General features: G+C 67.5%; 11 protein-coding genes. 5 read left to right on the top strand and 6 right to left on the bottom strand.

What is annotated here, in order from left to right; translation table 11 throughout:
• The 6 genes from I6U14_RS10490 to def all read right to left on the bottom strand — a co-directional run.
• The coding region (locus I6U14_RS10490; protein WP_296899133.1) for a response regulator at positions 1–852 on the bottom strand (852 nt) is incomplete at its 3' end.
• Positions 849–3,113, bottom strand: a complete 2,265-nt coding sequence (locus I6U14_RS10495) for an ATP-binding protein (RefSeq protein WP_296899134.1) — start codon at positions 3,111–3,113, stop codon at positions 849–851. The genes I6U14_RS10495 and I6U14_RS10490, both read right to left, overlap by 4 nt.
• Positions 3,095–3,661: a DUF4390 domain-containing protein gene (locus I6U14_RS10500; RefSeq protein ID WP_296899135.1), complete on the bottom strand. Its 567-nt coding sequence runs from the start codon at positions 3,659–3,661 to the stop codon at positions 3,095–3,097. The genes I6U14_RS10495 and I6U14_RS10500 overlap by 19 nt, the downstream gene beginning before the upstream one ends.
• The gene (gene rsmB / locus I6U14_RS10505; protein WP_296899137.1) at positions 3,658–5,046 is read right to left on the bottom strand and encodes a 16S rRNA (cytosine(967)-C(5))-methyltransferase RsmB; all 1,389 of its coding nucleotides are present in this window, start codon (positions 5,044–5,046) and stop codon (positions 3,658–3,660) included. Before rsmB ends, I6U14_RS10500 begins: the two co-directional genes overlap by 4 nt.
• Positions 5,039–5,980: a methionyl-tRNA formyltransferase gene (gene fmt / locus I6U14_RS10510; protein WP_296899139.1), complete on the bottom strand. Its 942-nt coding sequence runs from the start codon at positions 5,978–5,980 to the stop codon at positions 5,039–5,041. Before fmt ends, rsmB begins: the two co-directional genes overlap by 8 nt.
• 121 nt (positions 5,981–6,101) lie before the next feature.
• Positions 6,102–6,638, bottom strand: a complete 537-nt coding sequence (gene def, locus I6U14_RS10515) for a peptide deformylase (protein WP_296899141.1) — start codon at positions 6,636–6,638, stop codon at positions 6,102–6,104.
• Positions 6,639–6,858: 220 nt separating this feature from the next.
• On the opposite strand from def, the gene I6U14_RS10520 reads away from it, so the two are divergent.
• The 5 genes from I6U14_RS10520 to I6U14_RS10540 all read left to right on the top strand — a co-directional run.
• The gene (locus I6U14_RS10520; protein WP_296899142.1) at positions 6,859–8,139 is read left to right on the top strand and encodes a LysM peptidoglycan-binding domain-containing protein; all 1,281 of its coding nucleotides are present in this window, start codon (positions 6,859–6,861) and stop codon (positions 8,137–8,139) included.
• On the top strand, positions 8,136–9,284 hold the full coding sequence (gene dprA, locus I6U14_RS10525; protein ID WP_296899143.1) for a DNA-processing protein DprA: 1,149 nt from the start codon (positions 8,136–8,138) through the stop codon (positions 9,282–9,284). Before I6U14_RS10520 ends, dprA begins: the two co-directional genes overlap by 4 nt.
• 106 nt (positions 9,285–9,390) lie before the next feature.
• The gene (locus tag I6U14_RS10530; protein ID WP_296899145.1) at positions 9,391–9,867 is read left to right on the top strand and encodes a DUF494 family protein; all 477 of its coding nucleotides are present in this window, start codon (positions 9,391–9,393) and stop codon (positions 9,865–9,867) included.
• Positions 9,868–10,078: 211 nt separating this feature from the next.
• Entirely contained in the window at positions 10,079–12,394 is a 2,316-nt protein-coding gene (topA, locus tag I6U14_RS10535) for a type I DNA topoisomerase (protein WP_296899147.1), read from the top strand.
• Positions 12,395–12,431: 37 nt separating this feature from the next.
• Positions 12,432–12,767: Sua5/YciO/YrdC/YwlC family protein (locus I6U14_RS10540; protein WP_296899149.1), on the top strand; the 336-nt coding region annotated here is incomplete at its 3' end.

A 12,767-nucleotide genomic window follows, 5' to 3' on the forward strand; every position in this document is an offset into this window, starting at 1 on the left:
TTCCTCTTTTGAACCGCGGGAGGTGGACAGGGTGGTCGCACCGGTGATGTGGCCGGGGCCGCTGCCGCCCGCCGGCTGGAAGGGGCCCTTGTCCAGCGCGCCCAAGAGCTGGCCCTGGGCCTCGAGGTCCATGTCCGCCACTTCGTCCAGCAACAGCGTGCCGCCGGCGGCCTGCTCCAGGCTGCCGTAATGCACATGGGCGTTGTCCTCGCTGCCGAAGAGCTCGCGGGCGGCGTTGCCGCGGGTGATGGCGGACACGCCAAGGTCCACGAAAGGCCGCTCCCGCCGGGCGCTCTGGGAGTGCAGGAAACGCGCAAAGGTCTCCCGTCCGCTGCCAGCTTCGCCAGTGATGAGCACCCAGGTGTCGTGCTGGGCGATGCGCTTCACCTGCTCGCGCAGGCGCTGCATGGCCGCGGAGCGCCCGGCAGGCTCCTGCACCAGCGGCGCACGCCGGCGTAAGCCGACGTTCTCCCGCTCGAGCTTGTCCGCCTCCAGCGCACGCTCCACCGTGAGCAGCAGCTTGGCCATGGACAGCGGCTTTTCCAGAAAATCGTAGGCGCCGAGGCGCGTGGCCTCCACAGCCGTTTCCACATTGCCGTGGCCGGACATCATGATCACGGGACAGGGCAGGCCCTCGTCCTCGTCCCACTCCTTGAGTAGGCTGATGCCGTCCAGGTCGGGCATCCAGATGTCGAGCAGCATCAGGTCGGGCCGGCGGTCGCGCAGGGCGTGCCGGGCCGACTCGCCGTTCTCGGCGCTGGTGACGGTGTAGCCCTCGTCTTCGAGGATGTCCTGCACGGTCTCGCGAATGTCCGGCTCGTCGTCCACGACAAGGATATGGGTGGCGCTCATGTCTCTCCTACCCGCCGCAGCGGCGTCGACGACGCGGCTGGGGTATCGCGCCAAACCGGCAGTCTGGCCGTAAAACGCGCCCCCTGCGTCGCATTCTCCGCTGTGATGATACCGCCGTGCTCTTCAATTATCTTCTTGACGATGGCAAGGCCCAGCCCCGTGCCCTTCGCTTTGGATGTGACATAGGGCTCGAACAGTCGGTCGATGAGAGCCGGATCAATCCCCCCGCCGTTGTCTTCGATGGCGATTTCGATGGCCGGGGTCTCGTCACTGAAAACATAGTGGGTGGACACCCGAATGCGGCCGTCGTTCTGACCTTCCAGCGCCTCAATGGCGTTCTTGAGCAGATTGTGAACCACCTGGCGCAGGCGCTTGGAGTCGCCGCGGACCTTGGCCTCGGGCGCGCCCAGCTCCGCATGGACCTTCACCCGCGCACCCTGGTAGAGCTCCAGCACTTCGGTAATCAGCGCATCCACCGCGAAAGGCTCGTCCTGCATCTCGGGTGCGCGGGCATAATTGGCGAAGTCGTTCACCATGGCCTTCATGGCCTCCACCTGCTGGCCAATGGTGTGGGTGGCGCGGTCCACCACCCGCGCCTCGGCCTCCGGCAGCTTGGCGAGCAGCTTATGGCGCAGCCGTTCAGCGGAGAGCTGGATGGGCGTGAGCGGGTTCTTGATCTCGTGTGCAAGCCGGCGCGCCACCTCGCCCCAGGCGGCGTCGCGCTGGGCGCGGATCAGCGTGGTGATGTCGTCGAATACCACGACGTGGCCGCTGCCCTTGCCGTCAGCGGCGACCCCCGGCAGCGGACTCCCTCGGCACATGAGCACTTGACGACCGTCGCCGCCGAGCAGGGTCACCTCCTCGCGCCACTCGGTGCCGACGATGACGTGGCGGCGCACGGACTCGGCCCAGGGAACGAGCCTGGGATAGGTCTGCTCCAGCGCGCCCAGGGCCAGCCCCGTGTCCTGGTAGTCCGGCAGTCGCAGGATGTGCCGCGCGGCCGGGTTCATGGTCATGAGCCTGAGCTGCCCATCCAGCGCAATAACACCGCTGGAGAGCCGTCCGAGCACGGTCTCGAGATATGCCCGCTGCTCCTCCGCTGCCCGTTGGCTGCGCGCGGCCTGGTCGCGGGCCTGCCCAATGCGCCGGGTCATGGCATTGAATGAGGCCACCAGAAACGCGAGCTCGTCATCCTGTGCCGGCAAAGGCAGGCGCTGCTCGTAGTCGCCGTCGGCCACCGCACGGGTGCCGCGGGCGATGTCCGCCACCGGCCGCACCAGCCGCTGGGCCGTACCGAAGGCCACGAGCACCGCGGCCAGCAGGCCGAACACCAGCACCAGCGACAGCGTCAGCGAAAAGCTGAGCTTCAGCGAGCGGCGCAGATACGCCAGCTCCGTATAACGGTTGTAGGCATCCTCCAGACGAGAGGCCAGCTCGTCGATGCGCGCGGAGGTAGGGAAGATGGCCTGCATCATCATGCGTCGGGCACGCGGGTCGTTCACCACCACGCGCACCACCAACTGCTCATCCTCGGCGGGCTCCAGCCCGACGTAATCCACCCCCATACGCACGCCCTGCATCACCTCTCGGCCGGGGTGATCCGGCACGAGCTGGGTCGGATCATCGATGGCAGTGCCCATGACCTGTCCGTTGGGCTCGAATACCGTGAGCTCCAACGCCCCCGCCTGGCGGCGCAGCTCGTCTAGGGTCAGGGTCAGCGCGGTGGCGGAGCGGTCCTCGATGCCGGCGAGGATCTGCTGGCTGTACTTGAGCAGCACACGCTGGTTCAGGTCCAGCGAGGCCTGGTTCAGCGCCAGGGCATCCGCCATGGCGCTGTCGATCTCCACATCGAACCAACTGTCGATACCGCGCAGCAGGAAGCCCAGAGAGTAGTAGTACACCACGCCCACCGGCAGCAGGGAGATCAGCGCGAAGAGCACTACGATGCGCGCCGTGAGCCGCGAGCCGGGGGCACTGCGCCGGCGCTGGTGCACCAGCCGCACGACGTTGAACCCCACCATCACCACCAGCGCAGCCAGCCCCAGCAGCACAACCAACAGCAGCGGCACGAAGGCGCGGCTCAGGGCATCGGAATTCTGCACCGCGCTGCTCATCAAGTGCAGTGCCACCAGCAACGCCAGCAGCAACAGCCCGACGGCGAAGGTGCCCGGGTGCTTCCAGACCTTGCGCGTCGGCGGCTTGCCGGGCGGCTGCTCCGGGGACGGTTGCTCCGGGGGCGACCTCAGGGCTGTAGGGGCCATTTGGTCCACTTGCTGGACTGCTTCCAGGACGGATAGAGGTAGGCCATGGGCCGTAACGGCAGGGGCAGCTCTTCGATGTCCAGGGACACGCGGATCTGCACCTCATAGGCGGTGTCGGGCTTCAGCCGGTCCAGGCTCAGCAGCGGCAAGTTGCGGATCTCGCCAAGCGCCGCCAGCGCCGCATCCCGGGTGACATAGGTGCGCCCACGCTCGCCCGGCAGCTGCGACACCAGATAGCGCTCCGACAAGGGCTTGTAGCGGATGCGATAGCGCAGGCGCTGATCCACCAGGCTCTCCTGCCAGATCCAGTCATCCACGGGGCGCACCTGGATGTGCACGGCTACCGTCAGCGGCACGCCGTTGTCGAGGGCCTCCAGGGCACGCTCGCTGAAGTCGTAGCGGATGGTTGCATCCATGAGGAAGGTACCGTCTTCGATGCGCGTCTCCACCGCCTCCACGTCGAAGCCCTTGGCGGCGACTTGGACCATCGGCACCAGCAATAACGCCAGAAACAGCGTCGCGGGGCACAGCGTCAGGGAGCGCCTCACGCCACACGCTCCATCAGGGCGAAATAGAAGCCATCCCCGCCGTCGGCGGTCGGCAGCAGCTGTACCCCGGGGTCGACCGGCAGCGCCGCGCCGGCGCCCGCGGGCAGCGCCACCTCGCGCAACTGGGCATCAGGATGGGCAGCGAGGAAGGCGGCCACGCGCGCCTGGTTCTCCTCCGGCAGCACCGAGCAGGTGGCATAGAGTAGCCTCCCGCCCGGGCGCAACAAGGGCCAGAGCGCGGCGAGCAAAGCATCCTGGGTGGCCGCCAACGCGGCGATGTCGGCATCCCGGCGCAGGTATTTGATGTCCGGATGGCGGCGAATGACACCGGTGGCCGAGCAGGGGGCGTCGAGCAGGATGGCGTCATAGGGGGCGCCGGGCCAGTCGGCACTGGCGTCCCGAGCATCGGCCGCCAGCACCTGTGCGGTGAGGCCGAGCCGCAGCAGGTTCTCGCGCAGCGGCGCGAGGCGCTCGGCATCGATATCCACCGCTGTGAGCTGCAACCGGCCGCCGGCGTGCTCCAGTAGGTGCGCCGTCTTGTTACCTGGAGCGGCGCAGGCGTCCAGCACGCGCTCGCCGGGCTGGGGGTCCAGCAACAGCGCTGCGCACTGGGCGCCGGCATCCTGTACGGACACCAGGCCCCCGGCGAAGCCAGGGAGACGCTGGGCCGGAACGGGCTTGTCGAGCAACAGCGCGGCATCCAGACCCGACAGCCCTCGGGCAGCGATGCCTGCCGCCGCCAAGGCGTCTGCGTAAGCCGCGCGGTCTTCGCGGGTGGCATTCACCCTGAGCGTCATGGGCGGGCGCTGATTGCTGACGGCGATGATCCGCCGCCAGTGCTCCGGCCAGGCCGCCGCCAGACGGTCGCGCAGCCACGCCGGCATCAGGGCGGGATCTGCGGGGTCGTTGCCGACCTGCTTAAGCAGTGCCTCGCGCTCTCGCTGGAAGCGCCGCAGGGCCGCATTCACCAGGCCGGCGGCACGCGGGCGGTCCAACGCGCGTGTGGCGTCCACCGTCGCTGCAACGGCGGCGTGGGCGGGTATGCGGGTGGAAACGAGCTGGTACAGACCCACCGCCATGAGCGCGTTCAGGATCCGGTCGGCGCGGCGAAGCGGCCGCGACAGCAGTATAGCGAGGAGGGCCTCGAGGCGCGGCAGCAGGCGCAGCGTGCCGTAGCAGAGCTCCTGGAGTAATGCCTGGTCACGCTCAGGGATGTCGTGTGCGGCATCGGCCAGTGATGCGGTCAGCGAGCGGCCATCCACGCGGACGGCGTGCACCACACGCGCGGCGGCGGCGCGCAGCTCGGTACCCGGTGCGCTTCCTGTGCGCCCCCGGCGCCGGTGCACACGCGTCGGCGCCGGACCACCTCGGTCCGGCTCAGTCAAATAGCACCCCGTCCAGACGCCGGGCGTTGAGGAAGTCGCGGGCTGACATACGGCGTTTGCCCGGCACCTGCAGCTCGGTGATGCGCAGCCGGCCAGCGCCGGTGGCCACATCGATGCCCTCGGGCCCCGTTGCCACCACGCGACCGGGCTCCGCCGCAGCAACACCAGTGGCGGGGAGCACCTGTGCAGACCAGATGCGCACCACCTCGCCGCCGAGGCGCGTCTGGGCCACCGGCCAGGGGTCGAAGGCACGCACCGCACGCTCGATGGCCGCAGCGCTCTGTGTCCAGTCGATGCGAGCCTCATCCTTGGTGAGCTTGCGGGCATAGGTTGCCGCCGCGTCTTCCTGCGCTGCGGGCACTGCGCCGCCGGCAAGGATCTCCGGGAGCACATCCAGCAAGGCCTCGGCACCCAGCTCCGCCAGCCGCACCGTCAGGCTCCCTGCCGTGTCCTCGGCGCCAATGACCATCGGGACAAGTCGGTATACGGGTCCGGTGTCCAGGCCCGCCTCCATGCGCATGATGCTGATGCCCGTCTCGTCGTCGCCGGCGAGGAGCGCCCGCTGAATGGGCGCGGCGCCGCGCCAGCGAGGCAGCAGGGAGGCGTGGATGTTGACGCAGCCGCAGCGTGGCGCATCCAGCACCGCCTCCGGGAGGATTAAGCCGTAGGCGGCCACCACCATCAGGTCGGCACCCCAGGCAGCAAGGGCCTCTTGCTCCGCAGGCGTCTTCAGCGACGTTGGCTGGCACACGGGCAAGGCGGCATCGATAGCCCGCCGCTTCACGGGTGATGGCTCCAGGCGCCGACCGCGCCCCGCCGGGCGGTCCGGCTGCGTGTAGACGGCCACCACCTCATGCGGACTTGCGATAAGTGCTGACAGCGCCGGCACCGCGAACTCGGGCGTGCCGGCGTAAAGAATGCGGGCCGGGGGCATGTGGCTCTGGGTGGCTGAGTCCTTCAGGCGAAGTCTGCGGCGGCACGGATGCGACCGCGGAGGGCACGACGGCGCGGGCGGGCCGGCTGCCGCTCTGTGGCGACTCCGCCCGCGGCTGAGCTCAAATGGCCTGCCGGCGGCGCTGCGCCGGCGCGGGGGCCGCCTGACGACGCTCCTTCTCCAGCTTCTTGCGGATGCGCTGGCGCTTGAGCGCGGAGATATGGTCCACGAAGAGCTTGCCGTCCAGGTGATCGATCTCGTGCTGGATGCAGACGGCGAGCAGGCCGTCGGTTGTGAGCTCGAAGGGCTGGCCGTCGCGGTCTAGGGCTCGCACCGTCACCTGCTCGGCGCGGGTTACCGTCTCGAAAAAGCCCGGTACCGACAGACAGCCTTCGTCCATTTGCTCCTCACCGCTGCGCACCAGGATCTCTGGGTTGATGAGGCACAGCGGCTGGCTCTTGTCGTCTGAGGTGTCGATAACGATGACGCGCTTGGGCACGTTGACCTGAATGGCGGCGAGTCCGATGCCTGGGGCGTCGTACATGGTCTCGAGCATGTCGTCCACAAGCTGACGAACGCCGTCGTCCACCTGTTCGACCACTTCTGCGCGGCGCCGTAGACGCTCGTCCGGAAAGGTCAGAATTTCTAGTTTTGCCATGGCGTTATATGAACCTGCTGATTCGCAGATACAAGACTTGCGATTTGGACTGATATCATCATCATACACCATTGACAGGGGTTGCCGGCATTGGCGGCGGTCCGGAAAACGCCGATTCGCCAAACGCTTGCAGGGCTTTCGCCCAGGTTTGGGGCCGCACCGCGCCGATGTCGGCCGACCCTGCCGCTGCCCGGCGGCCCGGGCTCATTGAGGAGTGGCCATGCGTACCGAGTCCACCATCCCGTTCGAGCCTCGCATGCGGCCCCCCAAGTCCGAGCCGCCCACCACGCCGCCACCAGGGCGGGCCTGCCCGCCCACACGGCCACACACCCGGCCCCAAGCCCAGTTGAGTCTGACCCAGTTGTCTCCCGCTACGGCGGCGCACCCGCAGCTGAGATCCGATGCCCCGCAGCGCTATGTCGTGCGCCCCGGCGATACGCTGTGGGGCATCGCCGGCCGATTCCTCAACGAGCCCTGGCACTGGCCCCGTGTCTGGCAGACCAACCCCGACGTCGCTGACCCCAACCGCATCTACCCCGGGGACGTATTAGTGGTCGACACGAGCAGCGGCAGTCCGCGAATCCGCCGCGCCGACAGCCGCGGCGGCATGCGCACAGTCAAGCTCTCGCCCCGTGTGCGGGTGTCTGAGATCGACCGGGAGATCCCCGCGATTCCGGTCAATGCTATTGCACCCTTCCTGTCTCGGCCCGTCGTGACGACAGCACGGGAGCTCGACAGCGCGCCTTATGTTGTGGGCTTTCCAGAGGAGCAGATGCTGGGCGGACTCGGTGACACCCTGCTCGTACGCAACATCCTGAACCCCGCAAACGACCGTTGGGAGGTGCTGCGTCCAGGCCAGCCCTACCGCGATCCGAACACGCGGGAGATACTGGGCTACGAGGCGTCATTCGTGGCCACGGCACGCCTGGAGCGCCCCGGCGACCCTGCTACCCTAACCGTCATCCGCTCCCGCAAGGAGGTGAAAGCGGGCGATCGCGTGCGGCCGGCCCGCGAGGAGGAGCCCATCCGCGGCTTTTTCCCGCGCGGCGCCCCGGCAAGCATGCGCGGTCATATCATTGCCGTGCTGAACGGCGTTTCCCAGATCGGCCAGTACGATGTGGTGGTGCTGAGCCGCGGCGGCAGGGATGGGGTCGAGACGGGCCATGTGTTTGACGTCTATCGCGGTGGCGAGCTGCGCCGTGACCCCATCAAGAAACGCCGCACGGACTGGCACTGGCGCGATGAAACCCCCGCCGACGCCTCCTTCTGGCTCGGTGACTGGGAGCTCGATGGCTGGGTCAGAAACAAGCCCGATCCAAACGCCCCCCTGCCGCTACATCGGCGGGCAACCCAAGGATTCGACAAGTACATCGTGCCGGACTCGCGCTCCGGCGTCGTGATGGTGTTCCGGGTCTTCCCGAAGGTGAGCTTCGCCCTGGTGATGTATGCAAACCGGGCGATGCATGTGGGCGAGATCGTCTCGTCCCCGCGGTCATCGTGAGCCCCGACGCACGCGAGCGCGCTGCGCACTGGCTCGCGCTGACACTGGCTCCGGGCATCGGCCCGCGACGCATCGCACAGCTGGTGGACGCATTCGGTGATGCCGCAGGGGTGCGCTGCGCAAGCCGCGCCGCGCTCGCGAACGCTGGTCTGTCCAACGCGACCATCACCGCCATCGGCAACCCCGATCAGGAGCGACTGCAGGCAGCCCTGCATTGGGCCGCACACGATGGCGCACACCTGCTGACACCGGATATGGATGCCTACCCACAGCGTCTGCAGGCGCTCTCCGCACCGCCGCCTGTGCTCTTCGTGCGGGGTGACCCGGCGCTCCTAGCAGAGCCGCAGATCGCCGTCGTCGGCAGCCGCAACCCGACTGCAGGCGGCCTCGAGACGGCTCGGGACTTTGCCAGCTACCTGGCCAGTCTCGGGCTCGTGATCACCAGCGGCCTTGCGCTCGGCATCGACGCCGCAGCCCATGACGGGGCCCTGCGCGCTGGCCGCACCATCGCCGTGCTGGGCACGGGGCCGGATCGCGTCTATCCGGCCGCCCATCGGGACCTCGCCCGGCGCATCGCCGCGCGCGGCGCCCTTGTCAGCGAGTTCTTGCCCGGCACCGGGCCGCACGCCAGCCATTTCCCGCAGCGCAACCGCATCATTGCCGGGCTGAGCCTGGGAACGCTGGTGGTGGAGGCGGCCGTGGGCTCGGGGTCGCTCATCACCGCCAGGTTCGCGAGCGAGCAGGGGCGCGAAGTCTTCGCTCTGCCCGGCTCCATTCACAATCCGCTGGCCCGCGGTTGCCATGCGCTGATCCGCCAGGGAGCCAAGCTCGTGGACAGTGCCAACCAGATTCTGGAGGAGCTGGGACCCCAGCTTGCGGCGTACCTGAGCGACGCGCAGGCACCCGCCACCGCCGAGCCCGTGCCTCAGCATAGCTCGGAGCTGGATGCGGATCATCAGCGGCTGCTGGCCTGCATGGGGTATGATCCGCTTGCACCCGACGACCTCATCGCCCGCACCGGCCTGCCGGCCTTCGAGATCGCCTCCATGCTCTTACTGCTCGAACTACAGGGCCACGTGGTGTCGCATCCCGGCGGCCGTTACAGCCTGCGCGGAGCGGCCCCGGCGGCCCCGGCCGGAGACTAAAGCCGCACCCGCCCGCGAGACGCATCACCACTGACCCGCCACTGCGAACGCTTCGACCCCACCGATGCTGCGTGACGACGCGAACGCTACCCCACAAGGAGCTAGCATGAACGAGAACATGGTCGACGTCCTGATCTACCTCTACGAGAACTATCTGGACGGCGAGGCACGCCCGCCCCTGGACCAGGACGAGCTCGAAACGGAGCTCTCGCGTGCCGGTTTCTCCAACGGCGAGATCGCTCAGGCCCTAACGTGGCTGGACGAGCTCGCCAGCCGCATGGACACCGCCGAGTATCCGCCGCGCACGGCCGGCAGTGTGCGCATCTACACAGCCGGTGAGTGCGCCAAGCTCGACATTGAGGCGCGCGGCCTGCTGCTCTTTCTGGAGCAGAGCGCCATCCTCGACCCCCTCAGTCGGGAGCTCGTCATCGACCGCGCCATGGCCATCCAGCAAACTGCCGTGACCGTCGATGAGCTGAAATGGGTGGTGCTGCTGGTGCTGATGAACCGCCCAGGGCGGGAATCCGCGCACAGTCAGATGGAAGAGCTGATCTACAGCGACGCACCGGCGCAGCTGCACTAACGAGGTACCGATTTGTTGGGCATCCTGCCCAAAAATCGGACGTCCGGCCGCGCATGGAAAGCGCCGATAACTCGGCGTTTCCCAAACCACCGGTGATCAGGCCACTGGCAGCGCCCACCGCTTGACGCCCGGCGGACGCCGGCCCCACCTTGACGCGACCGCGGCGTTTCGTATTTCCTAAGCCGCCCTGCGACCTCGCTTCGGAACCGTCATGCATCTCGTCGTCGTCGAATCCCCCGCCAAGGCAAAGACCATCAAAAAGTATTTGGGCCCGGACTTCGAGGTGGTGGCCTCCTACGGCCATGTCCGCGACCTGGTGCCGAAGGAGGGGGCGGTGGACCCGCAGCACAACTTCGAGATGAAGTACCAGGTCATCGACCGCAACGAGAAGCACGTGGCGGCCATCTCGAAGCTCCTGAAGAAGGCCGATGCCCTGTACCTGGCAACAGACCCGGACCGAGAGGGCGAGGCCATCTCGTGGCACCTGTACGAGCTGCTGCATGACCGCAAGCTGATCGGCGAGCGGCCTGTCTATCGCGTGGTCTTCAACGAGATCACCCAGCGCGCCGTCAACGACGCGGTCGCGAACCCCCGCGAGCTCTCCCACGACCTGGTGAATGCCCAACAAGCGCGCCGGGCGCTCGATTACCTGGTGGGCTTCAACCTCTCGCCGCTGCTGTGGAAGAAGGTGCGCCGCGGTCTGTCCGCTGGGCGGGTGCAGAGCCCGGCGCTGCGGCTCATTGTCGAGCGCGAGCAGGAGATCGAGGCATTCCAGAGCCAGGAATACTGGACCGTCGAGGCCGATGCCAAGGCGCCGGACGAGAAGGTCGGCGACAAGCCCTTCACCGCCAAGCTGACCCAGTTTGGCGGCGAGAAGGTGGAGCAGTTCAGCATCACGGATGAGAAGCGCGCCCGAGAGGTCGAGGCGGCGCTGCAGACGGCCGCCGCCGGCAAGCTCCGCGTAGAGCAGGTCGAGCGCAAGCAGCGCAAGCGCAACCCGGCGCCGCCGTTCATCACCTCCACCCTGCAGCAGGAGGCCGCGCGCAAGCTCGGCTTCACGGCACAGCGCACCATGCGCACGGCGCAGCAGCTCTATGAGGGCGTGGACATCGGCCAGGGCGCCGTCGGCCTCATCACTTACATGCGCACGGACTCCGTCAACCTCGCCCAGGAGGCCATCGCGGAGCTTCGCGAATACATCGGTGAGCGCTACGGGCAGAAGTACGTCCCAGACCAGCCAAGGGCCTTCAAGACCAAGTCCAAGAACGCCCAAGAGGCGCATGAGGCGATCCGGCCCACGTCCATCCGCAACCTACCAAAGGACATCAAGCAGCACCTGACGGCCGACCAGGCCAAGCTCTACGAGCTGATCTGGAAGCGCACCATCGCCTGCCAGATGGCCCAAGCGCTCATCAACCAAGTCGCCGTAGACTTGTCCGCCGGCGAGGGCAACCTGTTCCGCGCCACCGGCTCCACCGTCTCCGAGCCCGGCTTCATGCGCGTCTATCTGGAAGGCCGCGATGACGCCACCGGCGCCGACGATAACGAGGAGCGCATGCTGCCGGACATGACCGAGGGCCAAGTGGTGGACTTGCTCGGCATCCGCCCGGAGCAGCACTTCACGGAGCCACCGCCGCGCTACAGCGAGGCATCGCTGGTGAAGGCCTTGGAGGAGCTCGGCATCGGCCGGCCGTCCACTTACGCGTCAATCATCTCCACGCTGCAGGAGCGCGAGTACGTGGTGCTGGAGAAGAAGCGCTTTCTGCCCACGGACGTGGGCCGCATCGTCAACAAGTTCCTCACCGAGCACTTCACCTCCTACGTGGACTACGACTTCACCGCCAAGCTCGAAGACGAGCTGGATGCCGTCTCTCGCGGCGAAGAGGACTGGATCCCGCTGCTGGAGCAATTCTGGAAGCCCTTCAAAGACCGCCTGGACCACACGCAAGAGAACGTCGAGCGCAAGGATGTGACACAGGAGACCATCGACGAGCAGTGCCCTGAATGCGGCGGCCAGCTGTCCAAGCGGCTGGGGCGCAACGGCCTTTTCATCGGCTGCACCAATTACCCCGAGTGCAAGTACACGCGCAACCTGGACGAGGGCAAGGGGGAGAAAGAGGAACCGCAGATCGTCGAGGGCCGCAGCTGCCCCGAGTGCGGCTCGGAGCTGGCCATCAAGCGCGGGCGCTACGGCAAGTTCATCGGCTGCACTGCCTATCCCAAATGCCGCCACATCGAGCCGCTGGAAAAGCCGGTGGACACCGGTGTCCGATGCCCCAAGTGCGAGGCAGGGACACTGCAGAAGAAAAAGTCCCGCCGCGGTAAGGTCTTCTTCTCCTGCTCCACCTATCCCAAGTGCGACTACGCCGTCTGGAACCAGCCACTCGCCGAGCCCTGCCCGCAATGCAACTGGCCCATCCTGACGCTCAAGGTCACCAAGACCAAGGGTGCACAGAAGGTCTGCCCACAGAAGGAATGCGGCTATACGGCACCCGCCGAAGAGGCCGAGGTCGAAGCGGCTTCCTGACCCACGGGCAGATCACCACAGAGGCTGAGCCCGCTCTATGCGCAGCGTCGGCACCGTCCCCTTCGGCTTGCGCGAGGCCGCCCGAGTGGTCAGCCACGGCGGTGTTATCGCCTACCCAACGGAGGCGGTCTTCGGCCTCGGTTGCGACCCCTTGGACCCCGAAGCCGTGCTGCGGATCCTGGAGATCAAGGGCCGCGCCATGGACAAGGGCTTGATTCTCATCGCCGCCGACTTCGGCTCGCTTTTGCCCTATGTCGAGCCGCTCGACGCCTCACGCATGGCCGAGATCCGCGCGAGCTGGCCCGGACCCAACACCTGGCTGCTGCCCGCCCGCCTCGAGACCCCCCAGTGGCTCACCGGCGCCCATGACACC

This window comes from Thiohalocapsa sp. (assembly GCF_019695415.1).
Taxonomy (GTDB): domain Bacteria; phylum Pseudomonadota; class Gammaproteobacteria; order Chromatiales; family Chromatiaceae; genus Thiohalocapsa.

What these genes read in the sequence shown, in the direction of transcription:
- I6U14_RS10530 (WP_296899145.1), top strand. Translation starts at nt 9,391, where the DNA reads ATGAACGAGAACATGGTCGACGTCCTGATCTACCTCTACGAGAACTAT.
- I6U14_RS10520 (WP_296899142.1), top strand. Translation starts at nt 6,859, where the DNA reads ATGCGTACCGAGTCCACCATCCCGTTCGAGCCTCGCATGCGGCCCCCC.
- I6U14_RS10495 (WP_296899134.1), bottom strand. Translation starts at nt 3,113, where the DNA reads ATGGCCCCTACAGCCCTGAGGTCGCCCCCGGAGCAACCGTCCCCGGAG.
- fmt (WP_296899139.1), bottom strand. Translation starts at nt 5,980, where the DNA reads ATGCCCCCGGCCCGCATTCTTTACGCCGGCACGCCCGAGTTCGCGGTG.
- def (WP_296899141.1), bottom strand. Translation starts at nt 6,638, where the DNA reads ATGGCAAAACTAGAAATTCTGACCTTTCCGGACGAGCGTCTACGGCGC.
- topA (WP_296899147.1), top strand. Translation starts at nt 10,079, where the DNA reads ATGCATCTCGTCGTCGTCGAATCCCCCGCCAAGGCAAAGACCATCAAA.